Source organism: Kitasatospora sp. NPDC052868 (genome assembly GCF_044547105.1).
GTDB lineage: Bacteria > Actinomycetota > Actinomycetes > Streptomycetales > Streptomycetaceae > Kitasatospora.
Window position 1 is genome coordinate 725,856 of sequence record NZ_JBITZW010000001.1, and the last position, 24,123, is coordinate 749,978.

A 24,123-nucleotide genomic window follows, 5' to 3' on the forward strand; every position below is an offset into this window, starting at 1 on the left:
GCGGATCGGTCCTGCCCGGATCCACTCTCGGATGACAGTTCGCCACGGCTTGGGCGGCGGTCGTTCCATCGATGGCGGGCAATCTGTCGACGGTCGGCGGCCGCGCACCGGGTCGACACTTTGCGGAGGCCGAGTGAATTTGTTCCGTCATCACACATGAAAGCCCGGGAGTGATTGCATGCCGACACCCGACCGCTATCTGTACCGAGCCGCCTCCGACATTCCGTATTTCTCCGCTGACGGTGAGTCATATCTCGCTCAGACGCCCCTGCGTGACATCCGGAAGTCGCAGAAGCTTCGCGTGCTGTCCGAGGAGGACTTCGCCTTCTGGCAGACGTACGGCTATGTCGTCGTCAAGCAGGCGATTCCCGCGGAGGCGGCGCGGCGGCTGCTGGACTTCGCCTGGGACTTCCAGGGGCTCGACCCGGACCGCCCGGAGACCTGGTACGAGGAGCGGCCGTACCGGACGGAGCTGGACCAGCACCTGCACATCTACGGCTTCGTCGAGGCGTACCAGCACCAGCTCATCTGGGACAGCCGCCAGGCGCAGCGGGTCTACGACGCCTTCGTCGACGTCTGGGACTGCGAGGAGCTGTGGGTGACGCTGGACCGGCTCAACCTGAACCCGCCGAACGTCGGCAACCGCGACCGCGCGCTGATCGAGGCCACCGACCGGGGGTTCGACATCGAGCTGCACTGGGACGTCGACACCACGCTCGCCGTGCTGCCGCAGCGGGTCCAGGGCATCATCGCGCTGAACGACACGCAGCCGGACACCGGCGGCTTCCAGTGCAACCCCGAGCTGTTCCGGCGGTTCGAGCCGTGGCGGCTCGCCCAGCCGGCCGACCGGGACCCGATCAGGCCCGACGTCGACCGCGAGGAGTACCCGGTGGTCCGGCCCGAGCTGGCGGCCGGCGACCTGTTGATCTGGAACGGCCTGCTGGCGCACGGGGTGGCCGCCAACAGCTCGCAGAACGGCGTCCGTTCGGTCCAGTACCTGTCGATGATGCCCGCGCTGGAGGAGCACCGGGAGATGCGCGAGTCCCGGATCGAGTCGTGGCGCAGCCTCGCCACGCCGACCTGGAACGGGACGCTGCTCGGCGACGCGACCAGGCCCGAGGCGCTGCGGTACCCCGCCGCGGAGCTGGACGACCTGGGCGCCAGGCTGCTCGGGCTGACCTCATGGCGGGGCGAGGGCCGCGGACCGGCGGGCGGGGAGCGGGCATGCGCAGAATCTGTCTGACCCTTCCGACCAACCGGGCCTGCGCCGCCGCGATCGCGGCCGTCGGAGCGGAGGCGGCCTACGCGGCCGGGCACTTCGAGGTCGAGGTGCACCTGCTGGTGCTGGACTCCTCGGCGGATCCGGAGTTCGCGGAGCACGCCCGGGCGGTGCGCGCGCTGGAGCCGGTGGAGCACGTGGTCGTGCACCACCTCGGCGAGGACCGGCAGCGGGACTTCCTGCGGCGGGTGGTCGACCGCTCGGGGGTGGCGGAGCCGGAGGCGGTGCTGGAGCTGATGCTCCCGGACGCGGTGTCCTACGGCGCCTGCACCAACCGGGCGTTCCTGATCGCCGCGGCGCTGGGGTGCGAGTCGGTGCACCGGCGGGACTCCGACAGCGACTACCAGGTGCTGGACGGCGCCCCGGTGTTCCCGGTCCACCACGAGCTGCTGTCGCTGGGCCGGCGGGCGGGCGACGCGGTGGCCGGCGTCACCAGGAGCGAGCTGGAGCCGGAGCACGCCGGGAAGCCGGTCTCACTGGTCGGCGCCTCCTTCATCGGCGAACTCTCCGTGGACATCGGCGAGATCAGGGAGCTGGACCCGCAGGCCTACTACGAGGTGGTCGGCCTGTGGGCCGCGACCGGGGCCTCGGTCGAGCAGCGGCGGGAGCTGGTGGACGACTCGTTCACCGGAGGCGGCACCGAGCCGTTCACCGCCGACGGGTCGGTCCTCGGCGCACCCGACATCTGGCGGGTGGACATGTGCAACGTGGGCTTCGACTCCGCGGTGTACGAGCGCGTCCCGCTGCCGCCGGCGGTCGCCACCATCGGCAGCGACTACTTCCTGCTGCACCTGGTCCGCGACGCGACCCTGCCCGGGGTCGTGCACAACCGGCACATCGTGAACCGCTACACCCCCGAGCGCCGGACGGCGGCCGGATTCACCGCGTACCAGCTGCGGTTCACCAAGTTCCTGCTGTCGATGCTCTACCTCCACCCCGTCTACGCGGCGATGGAGGAGGCCGGCGCGGCGCTGCTCGACCCGCAGCACCGGGTGCGGGTGGACGCCGTCCTCGACCCGATCCGGCGCAGCATCGGGACGGACCGGGCGGAGAACCACCGACGGCTGGCGGTCCTCGACCGCTGCTACCGGCGACTGGGCGGCAGATACGCCGAGTTCGCCGACCACCTGGTGCCCCTGCGGGCGAGCCTGCTGGACGAGGCCCAGGCCGACATGGAGGACTTCGCGCTGCTGACCGACGCCTGGGGCCCGCTGGTCCAGGCCGCCCGGCACGAGGCCCCGACCAGTCCCGACAGCCGGATCCGGAGCCTCGCCGATGCCTGAGAACACAGCCGTCCGCGCCGCCCTGGCGGCCGCCGCCGACGACCGGATCATCTTCGACCTGGACGGGATCGAGGGCCAGTACGCCGCGCTGCTGCGCGAACTCCCCGGTGTGTCGGTGCGGTTCGCGATGAAGGCGTGCCCGGTGGACGAGGTGCTCGCCGCCCTGGCGCGGCAGGGCGCAGGCTTCGACGCGGCCAGTCCGCACGAGATCGCGCAGGCGCTGCGCACCGGCGTACCCGTCGAGCGGATCCACTACGGCAACACCATCAAGTCCGACCGCAACATCGCCGACGCGTACCGGCTCGGCGTCAGGGACTTCGCGACCGACAGCCTGGAGGACGTGGCGGCGATCGCCGTGCACGCCCCGGGCGCCCGGGTGTTCTGCCGACTGGCCACCAGCGGGGAGGGCGCGCTCTGGGGCCTCAGCCGCAAGTTCGGCTGCTCGACCGAGGACGCCGTCCGGGTGCTGGAGGCGGCGCGGGATGCGGGCCTGACCCCGTCGGGCCTCTCCGTCCACGTCGGTTCGCAGCAGATGACCGCCGACGCCTGGCAGAGCGCGGTGGACTCGCTGGCCGAGGCCCTGGTGGCGCTGGAGCGGCGGGGGATCCGGCTGGACCACGTCAACCTCGGCGGCGGCCTGCCCGCCCTCGGCGTCCTCGACAAGCGGGGCCGGCCGCTGGAGCCGCCGCTGGACAAGATGTTCGCGGTGATCCGGGAGGGCGTACAGCGGCTGCGGGACGTGTCGGCCTCACCGCTGGACTTCCTCCTGGAGCCGGGGCGCCACCTGGTGGCCGACCACGGCGCCATCCGGGCCCACGTGGCGCGGCTCTCCTCCCGCCGCCAGCTCGACGGCGGGCGGGAGCACTGGCTGTACCTGAGCTGCGGGAAGTTCAACGGCCTGTACGAGATGGACGAGTTGCAGTACCGGCTGGAGTTCCCCGGGCACCCCGGCGGGGAGCACCTGCCGGCCGTGGTCGCGGGCCCGACCTGCGACAGCGACGACGCCTACGCGCACGACGGCGCACTCGTCCGGGTGCCCGCCGCGGCGGCCTCGGGGGATCCGGTCTGGATCCTCTCCTGCGGGGCCTACGCCGTGGGCTACATGACCCGGGGGTTCAACGGCTTCGACCCGCTGCCCTACAGCTGCGTCCGCGGCGGGGGCGCCACCACGGAGGGGTCCGCGTAGATGGACGACGACATTCGGATCCGGCCGCTGGCCGAGGGCGACTGGGACGCCGTCGTGGCGCTGGAGGCCGGCGCCTACGCGGCGGACGGCCTGTCCGAGGGCCGGGAGGCGCTGGAGTCCCGGGGCCGCTCCTCGCCCGGCACCTGCTTCGTGGCGGAGCACCGGGGGAGGGTCGGCGGCTATCTGCTGGCCCTGCCCTACCCGCCGATGCGGATCCCGGACCTCAGCCTGCCCGAGGGGCCCGGTCCGGCCCGCGCCGCCACCGGTGGCGGCCCGGCCGCGGGCAACCTGCACGCGCACGACCTGGTGATCGCCGAGGAGTTGCGCGGCAGGGGGCTGGGCGTCCGGCTGCTGGACCACCTCCTGGAGACGGCGCGGGAGCAGCGGTTCGAGCGGATCTCCCTGGTGGCCGTCCGGGGCACCGAGGTGCTCTGGGCCCCGCTGGGGTACCGCGCCCACCCCGGCGTGGGGATCCCGGCGAGCTACGGCAGCCGGGCGGTCTACATGTCGATGGCCGTGGCGGCCCCGGACGAGAAGTCGAACCACACCGGCGACCCGCTGCAACCGGCGGCACCGACAGACGAATTGGGCTGATGCACATGTTCCGCGTTCGCGACGACTTCCGCAGAGCCCAGGTGGCGATCGCGGCGCTGTTCTGCTTCCTCGGGTTCCAGTACGGGACGTGGGTCTCGCGGCTTCCCGCACTGAAGGCCCGGCTCGACCTGAGCGAGGCGGAGCTGGGCCTGCTGCTGATGGTCTGCGGCGCGGGCGCGGCCGCCTCCTTCCCGCTGGTGGCGACGCTGATGAGGCGGCTCGGCTCGCGGGGCCTGTCGTTCGTCTCGGCGCTCTGTCTGGGCCTGGTGCTGCCCGCGCTGGCGCTGGCGCCGAACTACCCGGTCGCGCTGGCGGTGGTGTGCTTCGACGGCGTCGCCGTCGGGTGCCTGAACGTCGCGATGAACGCGCAGGGGGCCGCGTTGGAGGTCCGGTACGAGCGGACCGCGATGTCCAGGTTCCATGCGACGTTCAGCGGCGGGGCGCTGCTGGCCGCACTGCTGGCCTCCGGCGTCAACACCCTCACCCCGGCGCTGGGGGTGCACTTCGGGGTGGCCGCGGGCCTTCTGCTGCTACTGATCGGCTTCGCCCGGCCCGGACTCCTGACGGACGGTCAAAAGACCGAGGAGGCGGGCGAGGCCGGGCAGGAGGAGCCCAAGGGCCGCCGCAGGCTGACCATGCCCTCCCGGGTGACGGTGTGGATGGGCGGCGCGATGGTCTTCGGCACCGTGACCGAGGGCGCCATGAACGACTGGTCCACGCTCTACCTGCAGGACGTCGTGCACGCCTCGTCGGGTCTGGCCCCGCTGGGCATCGCCGTCGTCTCGGTCATGATGGTGCTGGCCCGGGTCTTCGCCGACGGCTGGCGCAGCCGCTGGGGCGACGGCCGGATCGTCCGGGTCGGCGGCGCGGTGGCCGGGGCCGGGCTGGCACTCGCCCTGCTGGTCGGCGGCGTGGTGCCGACGCTGATCGGGTTCGCCTGCGTGGGGCTGGGGATGGCCGCCGCCACCCCGTGCATCTACGTGGCCGCGGCGCACCAGGGTTCGGACGCCCTGGCGCTGGTCGCCGCCACCGGCACGGTGGGCCTGCTGGCCGGTCCGGCGATGATCGGCTTCATCGCCGACGGCAGCGGCCTGGTCTGGGGCATGGCGGCGGTGGCCGCCTCGGCGGCCCTGGTCTCCGTCTGCGCCACCCGGATCCGCTGGCGCTCCGTCGCGGGGGACAAGGGCACCCCGGCGGGGGACAGGGCCGCCCCGGCGAGCCCGGCCGAGGCCCCGGCTAACCCAGCGTGACCCGTACCCCGATCGTGCCCGCCGCCCCGCGCCGCAGCCGGTTGCCCAGCAGGGTGATCGAGCCGACCAGCCCGTACTTGCGGCGCAGCGGCGGCAGGTAGGCGGCGGTCCGCTCGGGGCCGAGGAGTTCGGCGGTGGCCGGGACCTGTTCGCCGTGCAGGTTGCCGCGGATGTCGCAGGGGCCGACCAGGACGTCCCGGCGGTTGCGGATCCGCTTGACCTTCCAGGAGTCGGCGACGGTGGTGAAGCCCAGCGCGTCCCCGTCGCGCACCACCCAGACCGGGGTGGGCACGCCGGTGCCGTCCTTGCGGTAGGTGGTGACGAGCAGGTACTTGGCGGCGGCGAGCCGCTCCAACTGCGTGGCGTCCATGCCCGGCAGTCTAGGAACGACCACCGGATGCCGGAACAGTGCGGCGCTGGAGTCTCGCCGGAGCGAGCCCCCGCACCCCGCCCGCATGCCCGGCGCGCCACGCCCGGGTTGCGCGGGGGCGTCCCGGCGGTGTCGCCGGGCAGTGCCAGAATGCGGGGGTACGGGGAACGCAACTCTGGAGAAGGTGACCGGCTTCGTGAGCACGCCAGTCGAACAGCAGGCCCAGCAGGCGATCGGACGGAAGATCGCCGAGGAGCTGGGCGTCCGCGAGGGGCAGGTGAAGGCGGCCGTCGACCTGCTCGACGGCGGCGCCACCGTGCCGTTCGTGGCCCGCTACCGCAAGGAGGTCACCGGCTCGCTCGACGACACCCAGCTGCGCACCCTGGAGGAGCGGCTGCGCTACCTGCGCGAGCTGGAGGAGCGCCGCACCGCCGTCCTGGAGTCGATCGAGGCCCAGGGCAAGCTGGACGACGCGCTGCGCGCCCAGGTGCTGGCCGCCGACTCCAAGGCCCGGCTGGAGGACATCTACCTCCCGTACAAGCCCAAGCGGCGCACCAAGGCGCAGATCGCCCGCGAGGCCGGCCTGGAGCCGCTCGCCGACACCCTGCTCGCCGACCCGGCGCAGGACCCGGCCACCCTCGCCGCCGGCTACCTGAACGAGTCCGTCGCCGACCAGGCCGCCGCACTGGAGGGCGCCCGCTCGATCCTGGTCGAGCGCTTCGGCGAGGACGCCGACCTGGTCGGCTCGCTGCGCGAGCGGATGTGGGGCCGCGGCCGGATCGTCGCGACGGTCCGCTCCGGCAAGGAGCAGGACGGCGCCAAGTTCGCCGACTACTTCGACTTCGCCGAGCCGTACACCAGGCTCCCCTCGCACCGGATCCTCGCGCTGCTGCGCGGCGAGAAGGAGGAGGTGCTGGACCTCGACCTGTCGCCGTACGACGGCGAGGACGGCGGCGACCTCCCGGGCGCGAACGACTACGAGCAGCGGATCGCCGCCCGCTTCGGCATCGCCGACCACGGCCGCCCGGCCGACCGGTGGCTCGGTGACACCGTCCGCTGGGCGTGGCGCACCCGGATCCTGGTCCGGCTCGGCATCGACCTGCGGTCCCGGCTGCGCCAGGAGGCCGAGGACGAGGCGGTCCGGGTCTTCGCGGCCAACCTGCGCGACCTGCTGCTCGCCGCCCCGGCCGGCACCCGCGCCACGATGGGCCTGGACCCGGGCTTCCGCACCGGCGTGAAGGTCGCCGTGGTGGACGCCACCGGCAAGGTGGTCGCCCACGAGACCATCTACCCGCACCAGCCCGCCAACAAGTGGGACGCCTCGGTCAACACCCTGGCCGTGCTCGCGGCCCGGCACGGGGTGGACCTGGTCGCGATCGGCAACGGCACCGCCTCGCGGGAGACCGACAAGCTGGCCGAGGACCTCATCAAGCGCCACCCCGAGCTGAAGCTGACCAAGGCGATGGTCAGCGAGGCGGGCGCCTCGGTGTACTCCGCCTCCGCGTTCGCCTCGCAGGAGCTGCCGGAGCTGGACGTCTCGATCCGCGGCGCGGTCTCCATCGCCCGCCGCCTGCAGGACCCGCTGGCCGAACTGGTCAAGATCGACCCCAAGTCGATCGGCGTCGGCCAGTACCAGCACGACCTCAGCGAGCTGAAGCTCTCCCGCTCGCTGGACGCCGTGGTCGAGGACTGTGTGAACGCCGTCGGCGTGGACGTCAACACCGCCTCGGCGCCGCTGCTCACCCGGGTCTCCGGCATCACCGGGACGCTGGCCGACAACATCGTTTCGCACCGGGACGCCAACGGCCCGTTCCGCACCCGCAAGGCGCTCAAGGACGTCGCGCGGCTCGGCCCGAAGGCCTTCGAGCAGTGCGCGGGCTTCCTGCGGATCCCGGACGGCGACGACCCGCTGGACGCCTCCAGCGTGCACCCCGAGGCCTACCCGGTGGTGCGCCGGATCCTCGCCGCCACCGGCGGCGAGCTGCGCGGGCTGATCGGCAACAGCGGTGCGCTGCGGGCGCTGCGGCCCGGGGACTTCGCCGACGACACCTTCGGCATCCCGACCGTCACCGACATCCTCGGCGAGCTGGACAAGCCGGGCCGGGACCCGCGCCCGGCGTTCCGCACCGCCACCTTCAAGGAGGGCGTCGACAAGATCGGCGACCTGGAGGTCGGCATGGTGCTGGAGGGCGTGGTCACCAACGTCGCGGCCTTCGGGGCCTTCGTGGACGTGGGCGTCCACCAGGACGGCCTGGTGCACGTCTCGGCGCTGTCGAAGAACTTCGTCAAGGACCCGCGCGAGGTGGTCAAGCCGGGCGACATCGTGACCGTCCGGGTGACCGCGGTGGACGTGCCGCGCAAGCGGATCGGGCTGACCCTGCGGCTGGACGACGAGGTCGGCCGCCCGGGCGGTGGCGAGCGGGGCGGCGGCGAGCGCGGCGGCGGCCGCGACCGGGGCGGCGACAAGGGCGCCCGGCAGGCCCGTCCGCCGCGCCAGGACCGGCGGGGTTCGGGCGGGTCCGGTGCGGGTGCCGGCTCGGGCGGTCAGGCCGCGCCGGCCAACAGCGCCATGGCGGACGCGTTGCGCCGGGCCGGGCTCTCGGGCGGCGGCCAGGGCGGCTCGGACAACCGCCGCTCCGGGCGGCGCTGAGCCGGGCGGCAGACGGTGGACGCCTGGCGGTAGACGCACGGCGGCGGACGCACGGCGGGCCGGTGGACTTCGTGTCCACCGGCCCGCCGCTTCGCGGTCGCCGCCTCAGGCCAGGACCTTCTCCTTGGCCCGCTGGTACTCCGCCTCGGTGATGGCGCCGCTCGCCTTCAGCTCGGCCAGCTTCGCCAGCTGGTCCGCATGGCTGCGTCCGGCCGCCCCGGCGCCGCCCGGCGGTGCGTCGGTGGCCGCCTCCCGGACGTAGGCCTTGAACGCGGCCTCGCTCTTCCGCGCCTGCTGGACGTCCCGCTCGCTCATCGACTGGCCGCGCACGATGACGTAGACGAGGACGCCGATCAGCGGCACCAGGATCACCAGGATCAGCCAGCCGGCCCGGCCCCAGCCGCTGAGGTCCTGGCTGCGGAAGATGTCCGTGATGATCTTGAAAAGCAGGAAGAACCAGAGGATCCAGAGGAACAGCTCCAGCATCGTCCAGAAAATGTTGAGCAGCGGGTAGTTGTCCATGACGCTCCCGTCGGTGCTGACGCGCTTCAGACGAGTCATATCACCGCATATGGGACACTGCTGTGCAGTGCTCGGCCATTCTGGTGATCTTCACCGCCGAGAGGCGTGCGGAGCGGCCTGCCGGGAAGAGCGCGGTGGACGCGCCCTCGACACCGGGGGGCTTCGGGGCTTCGGCAGGGGCGGGCGGCGGCGGGCGGGCCCGGCGTCGCAGTGGCGTCGGAGCGGCGTCGGAGCGGCTCAGCCGGTGGCCCGTCGGCGCAGCTCCACCGCCAGCCCGACCAGCTCGCCCCACCAGGCCTCGTGCCCGCCCACCAGCAGCCGCTGCGCCTCGGCCGGCTCCACCGCCCGTACCTCGACGACCTGCTCGCCGTCCTCCGGGTTGGTCGGCGCGGAGTCCACCGCCACATCGGCCCAGCCCCAGAGCCAGGCCTTCTCCGGGTGCGGCTGCCACGGCCGGTACGGCTCGGGGTTGTCCGTCACGCACCGGTGTGCACCGAGCCAGGCCGGCGTGCCGAGCAGTCGCGCGCCGGCCTCCTCGCGGAGCTCGCGGGCCAGGCAGGAGTCGACGCTCTCGCCGCTCTCCCGGGTGCCGCCCGGCAGGAACCAGTGGTCGCGGGCGTCCCGGCAGAGCACCACCAGTCCGTCGGTGAAGCCCACCAGGTGGATGTTGGTGACCAGCTCGTCCGGCGGCAGCGCGGTGGAGAACTGCGCGTCGAAGCGGCCCCACGCCCAGTACTGCGGTGCGTGCAACGCGGGGAAGCGGGCGGCCAGTTCGGCGGCTCTGTCGGTGGTGTCCGTTCGGTCCGTGGTATCGGTCATTCGGTGATCGTAGTGCCGGTGGGGCGCAGCAGGGGGACGGCCGGATGAGCCAGGGTGAGTTCGGCCGTCTCGATCGCCCGCGGGCGCCGGGGGATGGCCGCCTCCAGTGGTGCACCGGCCCAAGTGCCCAGCGAGATCTCGGCGGTGATGCCTGGTCCGAAGCCGGCGATCAGCCCCTGCGCCCCCTCGGTGACGGCGCCCTCCTCGAACAGTCGGGCCAGCGCGTCGAACACCACGGCGCTGGCGATGTTGCCGCGCTCGGTGAGGGTCGCGCGGCTGAACCGGAAGGCCGCGGGCTCCAGGTCGAGGTAGTGGCAGAGGTCGTCCAGGATGCGCGGGCCGCCGGCGTGCACGATGTAGAAGCCCAGGCTCGAGATGTCCCAGCTGTGGGCGGTGGCGAGTTCGCGCAGGGCGGGGGCGAGCATCTCCATCGTGCCGGGGACGCGCTTGTCGAGCTGGAAGTGGAACCCGGTGTCCTTGACCCCGTACGAGATCCAGTCCTCGGTGCCGGGGACGAGGTGCGAGCCGTTGCGCTCGACGTGTACGCCGCTGCCGCCCCGGCCGCGGACGACGGCGGCGGCGACGGCGTCCCCGAACAGGCCGTTGGAGAGCAGCGAGCCGACGCCGAGGTCGGTCGGCTGGTAGCAGAGCGAGCAGAACTCGCAGGCCACGATGAGGACGTTGGAGCCGGGGTAGGCGCGGCAGAAGTCGTGGGCCCGGTTGACGGCCGCGCCCCCTGCGGCGCAGCCGAGTTGGGCGATCGGCACCTGGCGGGTGTCGGAGCGGAAGCCCATGGTGTTGATCAGCCAGGCGGTCAGCGAGGGCATCATGAAGCCGGTGCAGGACACGTAAACGATCAGGTCGATGTCCCGGGTGGACAACTCGGCGTAGCCGAGGGCGCGTTCGACCACCTCGGGGACGCGCTGCTTGGCCTCCCGCTCGTAGACGGCGTTGCGGGTGGTGAAGCCCGGGTGCCGCAAGGTCTCCTCGATGGGCTGGACCAGGTGCCTGGTCTGCACCCCGGTGTTCTCGATAAGCCGTAGTGCCAGGGCGAGTTGCGGGTGGCCGGCATGCAGGCCGCGGGCCAGGTCGAGGGTCTCGTCCAGGGTGATGACGTGCTCGGGTACGGCGATGGCGGGTCGGCAGAGTGTTGCCATGGGTGCGGGTCTACCCCTCGTGGCCTACGGGTGCGGCGGACTGGTGACGGGCGGGTGCTGCGCTGCTGTCACCAGGCGACCGGCAGGGTGCGGGGGTAGCGCCAGATCGAGCCGGTCTGCCAGTCCAGCTCCTCGGCGGGGACGGCGAGCCGCAGCCCGGGGAAGCGCCGCAGCAGGGTGCCGATGGCGACCTGGAGCTCCATCCGGGCGAGGTGGGCGCCGGGGCAGTGGTGGGTGCCGTAGCCGAAGGTCATGTGGTTGGCGGTGCCGCGGTCGAGGTCCAGCTCGTCGGGCCGTTCGAACATCCGCCCGTCGCGGTTGGCGGCCAGGTAGGAGACGTGCACGGCCTCGCCGGCCCGGATCAGGACCCCGCCGAGCTCGACGTCCTCGGTGGCGACCCGGGCGATGCCGACGCCCTGGCGGAACGGGATGAAGCGGAGCAGCTCCTCCAGGGCGCGCGGCAGCTGCTCGGGCTCGGCGCGGAGCTTGGCCAGCTGCTCGGGGTGGGTCAGTAGGGTGTAGGTGATGTTGCTGAGCTGGTAGGTGCTGGTGTCGTGGCCGGTGACCAGCAGGACCATGGCCATCACGGCGAGCTCCTGGTCGTCCAGCAGCTCCGCGCCGTCCCGGGCGGTGGCGAGCGCGCTGATCAGGTCCTCGCCCGGGTCGCGGCGGCGGGCGGCCGTCAGCTCCGAGAAGTAGGCGCGCAGCGCGGCCTTGGCGTCCACCTGGCCCGCGCCGCTGCCCGGGCCCATGGACATCATCGCGACGGCGTGGCCGCGGAGTTCGGCGCGGTCCGGCTCGGGGATTTCGAGCAGCTCGCAGATGGTGGTCATCGGGAGCCGGCTGGAGAGGTGGCGGACCAGGTCGGCGGGGGAGCCGTGCTCGGTCATCTCGTCGAGGTAGCCGTCGACGATGGACTGGGTCTTCGGCCGCATCCGCTCGACCTGGCGGTTGGTGAAGCCCTGGGCGACCAGGCGGCGCAGCCGGTTGTGGGCGGGCGGGTCCATCAGGTTGATCGCCTCGACCTGGGCGATCGGGGCCGGGGTCATCCGGGGGAGGTCGCGCCCGATGCCGGCGGCGCGGCTGAAGCGGCGGTCGGTGGTGACCACACGGACGTCCTCGTAGCGGGTGGCCAGCCAGGCCTCGCCCTCGCCGTGCGGCAGCCGGATCCTGGCGATCGGGTCCTCGGTGAGCAGTCGCTTCAGGAGGGGGTCGAACTCCAGGCCGTCGGTGTGGTTGAAGGGACAGTCCCACACGGGGGCGGAGGTAGTCACGGGCTATCCAATGGCCGGAGTCGGTACCGCCCGAAGCAGATGGTCGTTCGGGCGCGGACGTGCTGATGTTCCCCCATCGGGGGGCGGAAATCCGGGCAGATCAGATAGTTCGCTCGATCGAGGGAGATACCTGATTGTCAGGCGATATGTCGTGTGGTCTGTTCGCTGATCCGTCATGCGGCGGGCGGGAGTTGGGGTCCGGGCCCGCCCGCCGGATCCTGCGGGCGGGCCCGGCGGCGGCTCAGCCGGCGGGAACGTAGTCGAAGCGCGGGGTCAGGGTGCCGAGGACGCTGCCGGCCTTCGGGCCGGGGCGGTTCGTGTACTGGGAGATCAGGTCGGAGGCGTCCTGGGTGACGTGGAACGGCAGCTTGTCCAGCTTGAAGCCGGTGAAGGTCGGCCGCCCGCTGGCGATGACCTCGCCGTAGCTGGTGTCGCCCACCGGGAACTCCGGCGAGACCTCCGTGCCGTCCACCTGGAGGCCCGAGGACCAGAGCGGGGTCGGCATCACGCGGATGTACGTCGGGATGAGGGTGAAGGTGTGGCCGGAGCCCGGGTGGGCGAGCTTGAGGCCGCCGGGGTAGAAGATCCGGCCCTGCGCGTCCAGGTGGTCGCCGGCGGTCGAGCCGATCGGCATCTCGACGCCCTTGCCGTCCTCGTCCATCCGGAAGGGCTCGATCGCGGTGACGGTGACGTTCTCCTCGGCGATCCACTTGCTGGTCTCCTCGCTCAGGGCGAGGTGGGCGCTGCCCCAGGGCGAGATGTAGACGCCGCCCGCGCGGGTGGTGGCGGCCGACTCCGTGCGCCCGGGGGAGGCGGAGGCGCTGGTGGCGAAAGCGGCCGGGGCGAGCAGGGTGCCGGCGGCGGCCAGGACGGCGAGCCGGCGAAGGGTGCGGTGCATGGTGGACTCCTCGGAGCGGGGGGTGGGATTCCAGGGCCCAAGGGGCCTGGAAGCGGGGGGCGGATCGGGCCGGGAGGCGGTGGAGCCCGCAGGAACGGGCCGGTGAAGCGGCGGGCTGTGGACCGCACGTGTCTCTCGTGGGGTCAAATCTCCTTGGCGTGCAGGCGATCTGATTTATCGTCAGCTTTCTGGACGGTCGGGTCCGGTGATGGGGGAGCTGTGATCAACAGGGATCGTAAGTGCACGGATGTGCCCGCTTTCGCCAAGTTCCCCCGCGCGGGGGAAAAGCGGGACACATCCGGGTGAGGAGGGCCCTGCGGGGGCGAACCAAGATCGCTTGGCCCCCTAGGTTGGCCCGCGGCTCATCGATCCGCCCCCTGCCCCTTCCCCCGGACTCTTGGAGAGCCCTGTGCGGAACCCCCTGCCCTCGCGACGCGGCTTCCTGACCGCCGCGACCACCCTGCTGACCGCCGCCGCGCTCGGCGGCCCGCTGCTCGGCACCGGCCGGGCCGGCGGCCACTTCGACGCCCCGTCCGTCGCGCTGGACCAGCCGGCCAACCTCACCGACGTCTACGCCTTCACCAGCCCGGACGCCCCCGACACCGTCACCCTGATCGTCGACGTCCAGTCCGCCCAACTGCCCGGCGCCGCACCGCTCAACTACCCCTTCGCCACCCGCGCCCGGTACGAGATCCACGTCGACGCCACCGGAAACGGCGTGCCGGACCTCACCTACCGCTGGACCTTCCGCAACGAGGACCGCCGCCCCTTCGGCGCCGGCCCGATCGCCGCCACCCCGGTCCGCTCGCTGCGCGACCCGGGCCTGCTGTTCCGCCAGCGCTACACCCTGGAGCGGATCCGCCCCGGCCGGGCTGCCGAGACGCTCATCGCCGACGGCGTCGCCGTGCCCACCCACACCGGCCTCACGCTGATGCCCGACTACGGCGCCCTGCGCACGGAGGCCACCCGCGCCCTGCCCGGCGGCGGGCGCACCGTCGCCACCCAGAGCGCCGAGTCGTTCATCGCCGACATCCGGGTGTTCGGGCTCTTCGTGCTCGGCACCGCCGGCCCCGTCCCGGGCGCGCTGCCCGGCACCAACCCGCTCTCCGCGGTCAACGTCAGCAGCCTGATCCTCCAGGTGCCCAAGCGTGAACTCGCCCTCAACGGCGACCCGCAGCGCAACCCGGTGATCGGCGTCTGGTCCACCGTCTCGCGCGAGGGCGCCGACCTCTCCCGCGACCTGCGCACCCAGCAGGCGACGTACCGGCAGGTCGCCCGGCTCGGCAACCCGCACATCTGCTTCGCCCTGTGGGGCTCCTCCGCCGCCAACTCCGCCCCCGGCGGCCCCGAGGACCGCTTCAACTCCCGTGCCGCCGCCGACGACCACCTCGACCAGGCGTTCCTCGACGCCGCGCTCGACCCGGCGCCCCCGCACCGGATCCAGGACGCCCAGGGCTTCGCCGCCCCGTCCGGACCGCGCGAGGACATCCGGGCACTGTTCCTCGGCGGCATCGGACGCGACAACGGTGCGCGCTTCGGCCTCGACCTCACCGCCCCGTCCATGAACGCCGACGCCGACCCGCGCGCCGTCGTCTGGGCCGACGAGCTGCGGCTCAACCTCACCACCCCGGTGAGCGCCTCGCCCCACCCGGACGGCGTCCTCGGCGGAGACCTCCAGGGCTACCCCAACGGTCGGCGGCCCAACGACATCATCGACCCGCCGCTGCTGCGCATGCTGGAGGGCGAGCCCTGGAGCGGGCGCTCCGCCGCCGGACTGCTGCCGCCGCCCGCCTTCGACTGGCAGCCCAAGCCGGCCGCGGACGCCTTCCCCTACCTCAACCTCCCGCACGCCGGGCCGTGACGGGGGACGCGCGGCCGCGCCGAGGGGCCGGGCGGTAGGGACCGAAGCCGACGAGACGGGTGGGGCAGGAGTGGGGACGAGGGTGGAGACACCGGCGGGCAGGGCGCGTTGGGCGCGGCGGGCCCGGGTGGGGCGGGCCCTGGCGGCCGGCGGCCTGGTGCTCGCCTGCGCGGGCGGGCTGCTCGCGCTCGGACCGCGGGCGGCCGCACCGGGCGGCCCGGTCCGCGCGGCGCCCCCGGTGAGCGGTGCCGCCGACCGGGTGGAGGAGGCCCGCACCGCCGTCGAACGGCAACCCCAGGACCCTTCCGCCTGGGCGCGGTTGGCGCTGGCCAGGCTCGACCGCTCCCGCCTCACCCTGGACGCGGCCGACCTCGCCGCCGCCGAGCAGGCGCTGCACCGCTCGCTCGGCCTCCGCCCCGAGCGCAACTACGACGCGGTCGCCGGCCTCGGGCAACTCGCCAACGCCCGACACGAGTTCGGCGCGGCGGGGGACTACGGCCGACAGGCGACGGCGATGGCGCCGGACCGGCCGGCCGGCTACGCGGTCCTCGCCGACGCCGAGATCCAGCTCGGCGACTACCCCGCCGCCACCGCCGCCGCCCAGCGCCTGCTCGACCTCGCCCCCACCGTGGCCGGCTACACCAGGGCCGCCTACGACCTGGAGACGCACGGCCGCGCCGAGGAGGCCCGACTCGCCCTCGAACGCGCCCTGGAGAGCGCGAGTACCCCCGCCGACCGGGCCTTCTGCGCGCACCGGCTGGGCGACCTCGCCTGGGAGTCCGGCCGGACCGACGACGCCGAGCAACACTACCGCCGGGCCCTCGCCGCGGCCCCCGGCGACCAGAGCGCCGAGGCCGGCCTCGCCCGGGTGCTCGCCGCCCAGGGGCGGACGGCACAGGCGGCACAGCGCTACCGCTCGCTGACCGAGCGCGCGCCGACCCCCCAGTTCCTGCTGGAGTACGCAGAGTTGCTGCTCGCCGACGGGCAGCCGGCGCAGCAGCCGCTGACCGCCCTCGCGGCGGAGGCCCGGCTGCTCGCGGCCTCCGGCGGGCCGGTCGACCCGCAGCTTGGTCTCTACCTCGCCGACCACGGCGACCCCGCGGCCGCCGTCGCCCTGCTGCGCGGCGAACGGGCCGCCCGACACAGCGTGCTGGTCGCCGACGCCCTCGGCTGGGCCCTGCACCGGGCCGGCCGCGACGAGGAGGCCATCGGCCACCTGCGCGAAGCCGCCCGGACCGGCTGGCACAGCACCGCCTTCGACTACCACCTCGGCGCCGTCGAGCACGCCCTCGGCCTCCCCGAGGCGGCCGGCCACCTGCGCCAGGCCCTCACCCGCAACCCCCGGTTCTCCCCGTACCACGCGCCCCGGGCAGCCGCACTGCTCGACGAAGGAAGCGAATGACCCGCCGACCGCTCATGGCCGCCGCCTGCGCGGCCGCCCTGCTGGCCGCCCTCGCCGCCACCGCGCCGGCCGCCCGGGCCCACCCGCTGGGCAACTTCACCGTCAACCGCTACGACGGCCTGCGGCTGCTGCCCGACCGGATCGAGGACACCGTCGTCGTCGACACCGCCGAGATCCCCACCGCGCAGGAGCAGGCCGCCACCGACACCGACCACGACGGCCGGATCGGCCCGGCCGAGGCCGCCGCCCGCGCTGCTGCCCGCTGCGCCGAACTCGCCCGCGCGGCCCGGGGGTCGGTCGACGGGCGGACGGTGGACTGGGACGTCGCCGGATCCGGGTTGGAGTACCGGCCGGGCGCCGCCGGCCTGCCCACCGCACGGCTCGGCTGCACGCTGCGGGCCCGCGCCGACCTCGGCCGCGCGGCCGCCGTCGCCTTCGACTCCGGGGCGGACCGCGAACGGCTGGGCTGGAAGGAGGTCAGCGCGAGCGGCGACCGTGTCCGGCTCGCCGCCTCGGACGTCCCGGCGGCCAGCGTCAGCAACGAACTGCGCGACTACCCCGCAGAGTTGACCGGAGCCCCGCCGGCCGTCGTGTCGGCGGCGCTGCGCACCGAGCCCTCGGGGGAGGCGGCCGCCCCCGTGCCGGAGCCCATCGGGCGGACGGCGGCAGTGCCGGGGGAGTCGGCGGGGGCGCCGGCCGGGGAGCCGGTCCTCTTCCCCGCGCTGGAACGGCGGTTGGCCTCGCTTGCGACGACGGCCGACCTGACCGTCCCGGTCGGCCTGTTGGCCCTGGCCCTCGCCCTGCTGCTCGGCGCGGGCCATGCGGCCCTGCCCGGCCACGCCAAGCTCGCCGTCGCGGCCTGCCTGGCCCGGCGCAGGGGCGGGGTGCGCGCCGCCCTCGCGGTCGGGGCCACCGTGACGGTGACCCACACGGCGGGTGTGCTGGTCACCGGGTTGGCGCTGACGGCCTCGATGACCCTGGCCGGCGAGCGGCTGCTCGGCTGGCTCGGCGCGGCGGGCGGTGCGTTGATCGCGGCGATCGGCGTCGGCCTGGTCGTCACGGCGGCCCGTACGCTCACCGGGCACAGCCGCGGCCACGGTCACGATCACGGCCACGGTCACGGCCACGATCACGGCCACGGCCACGGCCACGATCACGGTGGTCACGGTCACGGTGGTCACCACCACCGGCATGGCGGCAGGCTCCCGCTGCTCGGCGTCGGCCTGGCCGGCGGCCTCGTCCCCAGCCCGTCCGCACTGGTGATCCTGCTCGGCGCGTTGGCCCTGGGACGGACGGCCTTCGGCGTCCTGCTGGTCCTCGGCTACGGCCTCGGCATGGCCCTCGCCCTGACCGCCGCCGGCCTGCTGCTCTCCGGCACCAGCACCCGCCTCGCCGCCCGTACGGCGGGCCGCCTCCCCGCGCTGCGGCGGTACGCCCCCTACGGCAGCCTGGTCACGGCCGCGGTGGTACTGGTGGTGGGGGTGGGCCTGGCGCTGCGAAGCCTCGCCCAGGTGTGAGCGCGCCGCCCGGTCCGGGCGTGCCGACTGCGCCGGCGCGGTCCGCGCCCGGCGCAGGCCGGTGCGCGGACCAGGCATCCGCTCGGAAGCGACCCAGCGGTCCGTCAAATACCGCACTCCGCTCGGGAAATGACATGCACGCCCCTAGTCAACCGGCCAGTAACAGTCCTACGGTCGACTTCCCGTAGCCTCCACGGAGGAGCTGGCATGCAACGACGCCCCCACGCGCTCAGGCTCCCGGTCGCCGGACTCTCGGCGGCCCTTCTCATCACCGCCACTCTCGCCGCCGCCCCGGCCCCCGCCGCCGCACCGGCCCCCAGCCAGGTGGCCGCCGCCGACTACTGCGGCGGCCGCTGCCTCGACATCCTGCCTCCCGGCGAGAACGGCAACGCCACCCTCGCCGACATCCTGGTGAACAAGGTCTTCGGCACCCGCCCCGCCCACACCGACGACCAACTCGGCCCGTACGCGGCCCTCGCGGCCAACTACCCGGGCCTCACCGAGGCCCAACTGCGCAGCTTCTTCAACGACGCCTCCTTCGGCGTCCCCGCCGACCAGGTGGCGAGCACCGTCCGGCCGCGCTCCGACGTCGCCATCGTCCGCGACAAGGCCACCGGAGTCCCGCACATCACCGGCACCACCCGGTACGGCACCGAGTTCGGCGCGGGGTACGCCGCCGCCCAGGACCGGCTCTGGCTGATGGACCTCTTCCGGCACGTCGGGCGCGGCCAGCTGTCCGGGTTCGCGGGCGGCGCCGCGGCCAACCGGCAGCTGGAGCAGAGCTTCTGGCAGGCCGCGCCCTACACCGAGGCGGAGCTCCAGCAGCAGATCGACGCCATCGCCACCCAGGGCGACCGGGCCCGGCAGGCGCTCGACGACGCCAAGGCCTACCTGGAGGGGATCAACCAGTACGTCAAGGAGTCCTACGACGGCCGCTACTTCCCCGGCGAGTACGACCTGACCGGACACATAAACCCGATCACCAACGAGGGGTCGATCGAACCCTTCAAGCTCACCGACCTGGTGGCCCTCGCCTCCGTGGTCGGCGCGCTGTTCGGCTCCGGCGGCGGCGGTGAACTCTCCTCCGCCCAGGTCAAGACGGCCGCCGAGGCCCGCTACGGCAAGGAGGCCGGCGACGCCGTCTGGAAGTCGCTGCGCGAGGCCGAGGACGCGGAGGCCGTGCAGACCCTGCACGACGGGCAGGCCTTCCCCTACGCCCAGGTGCCGGACAGCCCGCAGGGCGCCGCGATCCCGGACCAGGGCTCGGTGGTGCCCGAGCGGATGGTCTACGACGCCACCGGCTCCGCCAACCAGCTCAGCACGCCCGCTCCCGGCGTCCTGCCCGGGGCGCTGCTCAGCGACCGGCACGGCATGTCCAACGCGCTGGTGGTCTCCGGGAGCCACACCGACGACGGCCACCCCGTCGCCGTCTTCGGCCCGCAGACCGGGTACTTCGCCCCGCAGCTGCTGATGCTGGAGGAGATCCAGGGCCCGGGCATCAGCGCCCGCGGCGCCGCGTTCGCCGGCCTCAGCTTCTACGTGCAGCTCGGCCGCGGCCAGGACTACGCCTGGAGCGCCACCTCCGCGGGCCAGGACATCACCGACACCTACGCCGTGCCGCTCTGCACCACCGACGGCTCGCCGGTCACCACCGCCGCCAACTCCTACCTGTGGCACGGGCAGTGCCTGCCGTTCGACCGGCTGGAGCGGAAGAACGCCTGGGCCCCGACCACGGCCGACTCCACCGCGGCCGGCTCCTACAGCCTGGTGATGTACCGGTCCAACTACGGGCTGGTCACCGCGCGCGGAACGGTCGGCGGCGCCCCGGTGGCCTTCGCCTCGCTGCGCTCCACCTACCGGCACGAGGCCGACTCCATCATCGGTTTCCAGGAGCTCAACGACCCCGGCGCGGTGCACGACGCGGCGAGCTTCCAGCGAGCCGCCCAGGACATCAACTACACGTTCAACTGGTTCTACGCGGACTCCAGGGACACCGCGTACTACAACTCGGGCAGCAACCCCGTCCGCCCGGCCGGGGTCGACCCGGGGCTGCCGTTGCGGGCCGAACCGGCCTACGAGTGGGCCGACTTCAACCCGGCGGCGAACACCGCCCGGTACACCCCGCCGGCCCGGCACCCGCAGTCGGTCAACCAGGACTACTACGTCTCCTGGAACAACAAGCAGGCCGACGCCTACACCGCGGCCGGGTTCGGCAACGGCTCGGTGCACCGGGCCAACCTGTTGGACGACCGGGTCAGGGCGCTGCTGGCGAACGGCGGCAAGGCGAGCCGGGTCACCCTCACCCAGGCGATGGAGAGTGCCGCCCTGGCCGACCTGCGGGCCGAGGACGTGCTGCCCGAGCTGCTGAAGGTGATCCGCAGCGCCCCGGTGACCGACCCGGCCACCGCCACGGCCGTGCAGCAGCTGGAGACCTGGCTGGCGCACGGCGCCCAGCGCCGGGAGACCTCGGCCGGCAGCCACGCCTACGCGGACGCGGTCGCGATCCGGACCATGGACGCCTGGTGGCCGCTGGCGGCCGAGGGCGTGATGCGGCCCGGCCTCGGGGACACGCTGTTCGCCGCGCTGACCGGTGCGCTCCAGATCAACGAGTCCCCGTCGGGCGGGCAGGCCGGCCCCGGCGGCGGGTCGACCAGCGCCAACGAGTCGATCCCGCACAAGGGTTCCGCCTTCCAGTACGGCTGGTGGAGCTACCTGGACAAGGACCTGCGGTCCGTCCTCGGCCAGCCGGTGGCGAGCCCGCTGGCCAGGCCGTTCTGCGGCGGGGGAGACCTCGCGGCCTGCCGGTCGGTGCTGCTGGACACCCTGAAGCGGGCGGCCGCGCAGACCCCGGCCCAGGTGTACCCCGGCGACGCGGACTGCACCGCCGGTGACCAGTGGTGCGCGGACACCGTCATCCAGCGGCCGCTGGGCGGGGTGACCGACCCCAAGACCACCTGGCAGAACCGCCCGACCTACCAGCAGGTGGTCCAGTTCACCTCCCACCGCTGACCCCGTAGCGCGCGGGTGGGGCCCCGGACCCCGGGGCCCCACCCAGACCGCCAGGGCCCGGCGGGTAGCACGTCACCACGGTTCGGTTCAGCGGGGTTTGGCGGGCTTGACGGCGTACCAGAGGGTGACCGGTGTGCCGAGTGGTACGGATCTGCCCTGGGCGGGGTCGGTGCGCAGGGCCTGGCCCTCGGGGGTGCCGACGACGCCCTCGCTGTAGACCGTGACGTTGGTGAGGTGGGCGGCCTTCAGGGCCTGCTCGGCGGCGGCCCGGCTGAGGCCGGCGACCGCCGGGACCGTGGCCCGGCCGTCCGAGATCCGCAGGAACACCTTGCTGCCGGGGGCGACCCTGGTGCCCGCCTTCGGGTCGGTGCCGATGATCCGCAGCTCCGGGACGCCGCCACTGTCGACGTAGGCGCCGTCGACGGCGAAACCGAGGTCCAGGAGCCGCTGTTCGGCGGCGACCTGGTCCAGGCCGACCAGATCGGGCACCGCCACCTGCTTCGCGGAGGGGGACGCCGAGCGCGAGGGCGAGGCGGACCGCGAGGGCGAGGGGCGCGGTGGAGAGGGGGAGCGCGGGGGGACGGTCGCGGACGGGGACCCCGACTGCGACGGGGACGGGGACGGCGCCGGTGAGGCGGTGGGTGCCGGGGTGGTCGGCGAGCCCTGCGCGGCCGTGCCGCCGAGCCCCCGGCCGAGCGCGAACACCAGGACGACGGCGACCAGCACGGCGAGCACCCCGGCGACCACCGCCGCCGGGCCGCAGCCGCGGCGCCGCGGGGGCAGCCGGTACTGCGGGCCCTGGACGGGGTGGTGGCCGGGGGCGGGGGCGCCGGGCCGGCGCGCGGCGCCCTGGCCGTTGCGGGAGGGCCGGCGGCCGGGGCGGTCCTCCCGGCGGTCCTGGTCCCGGCCCTGGTCGTGCCGCTCCTGGTCGTCCGGGGAGCGGTCGTCCTGATCACGGTCGTCCCAGTCGGGTTCGATCCGGCCCGGGACGTCCACAGCGAACGCCGCGCACGCCGCCCCCTGTCCCGCGGACACCGCCGACACCCGCAGCGCCACCCCGAACCGGTCGCTCCGGGCGCCCTGCACCTGCCCGGCCAGGTCGGCGCCCGGCACCCCGAACAGCGAGGCGATGTCCAGCCCGGCGCCGAGCCGGTCGAAGGGCGGGGTGTAGCGCAGCTCCACCGTCCGCACGTGGTCGGGCGCCAGCGGCGCCGCCAGCTCCGCACGGTCGAACTCCAGCCGCCCCTCGACCTCCGCCACCGGCTCCAGCAGGTAGCCGGTGGACACCTGCCCGGCGTTGCGGACGGTCAGCCGCACCACCACCGGGAACCCGGCCTCACCGAGCAGCCGGGCCGGCTCGCACCAGGCCTGGACGGCGGCGTTCAGCCCCGCCCGCAGGTCCGTCCCGCAGTGCGGGCCCGGACAGTGGACCCCGAGCCGCTCGGCGCCGTCCGTACGGGTGCCGCACAGGCGGCAGAACAGTCTCATGGTCCCCCCATAAGCCCGAACCCGCCTCCCACGGGGGCCGGTTCACACCCCCGGTACCCGGCCGCCGCGCGGCGGAACCGCGGCTCCCCGAACCGCGTCCGGCCCGTGACCGATCGGCCCCGCACTCGTCACCAAGCGGGCGGGGCCGTGGAGTTCACCGGAAACGTGCCCGCCGAACAGGGGGAGGGATCCAGCCGTTTTCAGCGGAAGTCATCACAGCAGTCTGGGAGAAGCCCATCCTGGTCCCCACGCATCAGGCTGGGCGCGCGCGGGTGATGTCGCTGCACGCTGCCGCCCCGCGTGTCGCACCTGCTCCCCTGCCCTCCTCCCGTTGTAGGAGAACCAGATCATGACCACCCAGAGCGCGTCGTCGAGAACCGTCCCCCACGGTCCGCTGAACCGGCTCAACCACGGTTCGCACCGCGCCGCACTGAACATCTTCATGGTGATCGTGCTCGGCCACTGGGCCGAACACCTCACCCAGGCCTACCAGATATGGGGCCTCGGCTGGACGGTGCCGAAGTCCAAGGGACTTCTCGGCTACCAGTACCCCTGGCTGGTGACCTCGGAGTGGATGCACTACGGCTACGCCCTCGTCATGATCATCGGGCTGTTCCTGCTGCGCCCGGGCTTCGTGGGGCGCGGCCGCACCTGGTGGACGGTGGCGCTGGTGATCCAGTTCTGGCACCACATCGAGCACCTGCTGCTGTTGCTGCAGGCGCAGACCCACCACTTCCTGTTCGGGAAGGCCGCCCCCACCTCGGTGCTGCAGCTGGTCTTCGCCCGAGTCGAACTGCACCTCTTCTACAACACCATCGTCTTCATCCCGATGGTGATCGGCATGTACTACCACCTGCGCCCGAGCCGCCAGGAGCTGTCCGAGATGACGTGCAGCTGCCGTCACGTCGTCCACCGGCACGAGGTCGCGGCCACCGCGTGAGTGCCACCGGATCGCTGCGGTCCTTCCGTCGCACCGTTGCCGTCGGCGTCGGCGTCGCCGTGCTGCTGCTCGTCGCGCTGGCCTGGATCAGCGCCCGGGAGCCGGTCCGGCTGTCGGGCGCCACCCCGGCCGACGGCGGTGCGGTCGCCGATGCCCCCAAGGAGGTGGCGCTGACCTTCTCGGGGGACGACTTCGCCCCCCAGTCGGTCTACCTCCAGGTCAACGGACCGGACGGGTCGCCGGTCACCGACGGCGCCGCGCGGGTGGACGGCCGCCGCGTGGTGTCGCCGGTCCGGATCAGGACCCCCGGCGAGTACCTGGTCACCTACCGGCTCACGTTCGGCGACAGCGACGTCTCGGGCACGACCGCCTTCGCGGTCGGGCCCGGGGCGGTCGGCCGGCCCGCCGCCGCCCCGGTGGACGACGGCCTGTCGGCGCACGAGCACACGATGGACGGCGTCTGGAACCTGCTGCTGCTGTGCGTCGACGCCGTGCTGCTGCCGGGGGCCGTCCTGCTGATGCTGCGTCGCCCGCGGGTGCGCCGCGACCGCCCGGCCGACCCGGTCGGCTCGGGCTGAGCCCCGCCGGGCCTCCGGTCCGCCGGTCAGCCGGCCCGTCGGCACC

19 protein-coding genes are annotated in these 24,123 nt (G+C 73.8%); 12 read left to right on the plus strand and 7 right to left on the minus strand.

What is annotated here, in order from left to right; all coding sequences use genetic code 11:
• Positions 1-178: 178 nt before the first annotated feature.
• From ACIGZJ_RS03205 to ACIGZJ_RS03225, 5 genes are read left to right on the plus strand one after another with little or no spacing between them, the layout of a single operon-like run.
• Positions 179-1,243 (plus strand): phytanoyl-CoA dioxygenase family protein, encoded by a 1,065-nt coding sequence (locus ACIGZJ_RS03205; RefSeq protein WP_396455646.1) that lies wholly within the window; start codon positions 179-181, stop codon positions 1,241-1,243.
• Entirely contained in the window at positions 1,225-2,562 is a 1,338-nt protein-coding gene (locus ACIGZJ_RS03210) for a DUF6271 family protein (RefSeq protein WP_396455647.1), read from the plus strand. The genes ACIGZJ_RS03205 and ACIGZJ_RS03210 overlap by 19 nt, the downstream gene beginning before the upstream one ends.
• Positions 2,555-3,748: a type III PLP-dependent enzyme gene (locus ACIGZJ_RS03215; RefSeq protein WP_396455648.1), complete on the plus strand. Its 1,194-nt coding sequence runs from the start codon at positions 2,555-2,557 to the stop codon at positions 3,746-3,748. The genes ACIGZJ_RS03210 and ACIGZJ_RS03215 overlap by 8 nt, the downstream gene beginning before the upstream one ends.
• Positions 3,749-4,342, plus strand: coding sequence for a GNAT family N-acetyltransferase (locus ACIGZJ_RS03220; RefSeq protein WP_396455649.1), 594 nt, complete (start codon positions 3,749-3,751; stop codon positions 4,340-4,342).
• A 5-nt stretch (positions 4,343-4,347) separates the two neighbouring features.
• The gene (locus tag ACIGZJ_RS03225; RefSeq protein ID WP_396455650.1) at positions 4,348-5,592 is read left to right on the plus strand and encodes an MFS transporter; all 1,245 of its coding nucleotides are present in this window, start codon (positions 4,348-4,350) and stop codon (positions 5,590-5,592) included.
• Here ACIGZJ_RS03225 and ACIGZJ_RS03230 read toward each other — a convergent pair.
• The gene (locus ACIGZJ_RS03230) at positions 5,579-5,962 is read right to left on the minus strand and encodes a PPOX class F420-dependent oxidoreductase (protein ID WP_396455651.1); all 384 of its coding nucleotides are present in this window, start codon (positions 5,960-5,962) and stop codon (positions 5,579-5,581) included. The two genes, ACIGZJ_RS03225 and ACIGZJ_RS03230, sit on opposite strands and share 14 nt — an antisense overlap.
• A 196-nt stretch (positions 5,963-6,158) precedes the next feature.
• On the opposite strand from ACIGZJ_RS03230, the gene ACIGZJ_RS03235 reads away from it, so the two are divergent.
• A complete protein-coding gene (locus ACIGZJ_RS03235; RefSeq protein WP_396455652.1) occupies positions 6,159-8,612 on the plus strand; it encodes a Tex family protein in 2,454 nt (817 codons plus the stop codon).
• A gap of 105 nt (positions 8,613-8,717) precedes the next feature.
• Here the strand turns inward: ACIGZJ_RS03235 and ACIGZJ_RS03240 are convergent, their stop codons facing one another.
• The 5 genes from ACIGZJ_RS03240 to ACIGZJ_RS03260 all read right to left on the minus strand — a co-directional run bounded on the left by ACIGZJ_RS03240 (position 8,718) and on the right by ACIGZJ_RS03260 (position 13,282).
• Complete coding sequence (locus ACIGZJ_RS03240; protein ID WP_396455752.1) at positions 8,718-9,134, minus strand: SHOCT domain-containing protein; 417 nt, start codon at positions 9,132-9,134, stop codon at positions 8,718-8,720.
• Positions 9,135-9,371: 237 nt separating this feature from the next.
• Entirely contained in the window at positions 9,372-9,953 is a 582-nt protein-coding gene (locus tag ACIGZJ_RS03245) for an NUDIX hydrolase (protein ID WP_396455653.1), read from the minus strand.
• Complete coding sequence (locus tag ACIGZJ_RS03250) at positions 9,950-11,110, minus strand: type III polyketide synthase (protein WP_396455654.1); 1,161 nt, start codon at positions 11,108-11,110, stop codon at positions 9,950-9,952. The genes ACIGZJ_RS03245 and ACIGZJ_RS03250 overlap by 4 nt, the downstream gene beginning before the upstream one ends.
• Before the next feature lie 68 nt (positions 11,111-11,178).
• Complete coding sequence (locus ACIGZJ_RS03255; protein ID WP_396455655.1) at positions 11,179-12,384, minus strand: cytochrome P450; 1,206 nt, start codon at positions 12,382-12,384, stop codon at positions 11,179-11,181.
• Between the two features lie 241 nt (positions 12,385-12,625).
• Entirely contained in the window at positions 12,626-13,282 is a 657-nt protein-coding gene (locus ACIGZJ_RS03260; RefSeq protein ID WP_396455656.1) for a hypothetical protein, read from the minus strand.
• A 409-nt stretch (positions 13,283-13,691) separates the two neighbouring features.
• Between ACIGZJ_RS03260 and ACIGZJ_RS03265 the strand changes: the two genes are divergently transcribed.
• The 4 genes from ACIGZJ_RS03265 to ACIGZJ_RS03280 all read left to right on the plus strand — a co-directional run bounded on the left by ACIGZJ_RS03265 (position 13,692) and on the right by ACIGZJ_RS03280 (position 21,071).
• Positions 13,692-15,143: a DUF4331 domain-containing protein gene (locus ACIGZJ_RS03265; RefSeq protein ID WP_396455657.1), complete on the plus strand. Its 1,452-nt coding sequence runs from the start codon at positions 13,692-13,694 to the stop codon at positions 15,141-15,143.
• An 82-nt stretch (positions 15,144-15,225) separates the two neighbouring features.
• The gene (locus ACIGZJ_RS03270; RefSeq protein ID WP_396455658.1) at positions 15,226-16,545 is read left to right on the plus strand and encodes a tetratricopeptide repeat protein; all 1,320 of its coding nucleotides are present in this window, start codon (positions 15,226-15,228) and stop codon (positions 16,543-16,545) included.
• Entirely contained in the window at positions 16,542-18,062 is a 1,521-nt protein-coding gene (locus ACIGZJ_RS03275; RefSeq protein ID WP_396455659.1) for a nickel transporter, read from the plus strand. The genes ACIGZJ_RS03270 and ACIGZJ_RS03275 overlap by 4 nt, the downstream gene beginning before the upstream one ends.
• Before the next feature lie 207 nt (positions 18,063-18,269).
• The gene (locus ACIGZJ_RS03280; protein WP_396455660.1) at positions 18,270-21,071 is read left to right on the plus strand and encodes a penicillin acylase family protein; all 2,802 of its coding nucleotides are present in this window, start codon (positions 18,270-18,272) and stop codon (positions 21,069-21,071) included.
• Between the two features lie 87 nt (positions 21,072-21,158).
• On the opposite strand, the gene ACIGZJ_RS03285 is transcribed toward ACIGZJ_RS03280, so the two are convergent.
• Positions 21,159-22,559: a PASTA domain-containing protein gene (locus tag ACIGZJ_RS03285; protein ID WP_396455661.1), complete on the minus strand. Its 1,401-nt coding sequence runs from the start codon at positions 22,557-22,559 to the stop codon at positions 21,159-21,161.
• A gap of 349 nt (positions 22,560-22,908) precedes the next feature.
• Between ACIGZJ_RS03285 and ACIGZJ_RS03290 the strand changes: the two genes are divergently transcribed.
• A complete protein-coding gene (locus tag ACIGZJ_RS03290) occupies positions 22,909-23,499 on the plus strand; it encodes a hypothetical protein (RefSeq protein ID WP_392928083.1) in 591 nt (196 codons plus the stop codon).
• Positions 23,496-24,077, plus strand: coding sequence for a copper resistance CopC family protein (locus tag ACIGZJ_RS03295; protein ID WP_396455662.1), 582 nt, complete (start codon positions 23,496-23,498; stop codon positions 24,075-24,077). Before ACIGZJ_RS03290 ends, ACIGZJ_RS03295 begins: the two co-directional genes overlap by 4 nt.
• The last annotated feature ends 46 nt before the right edge of the window (positions 24,078-24,123 follow it).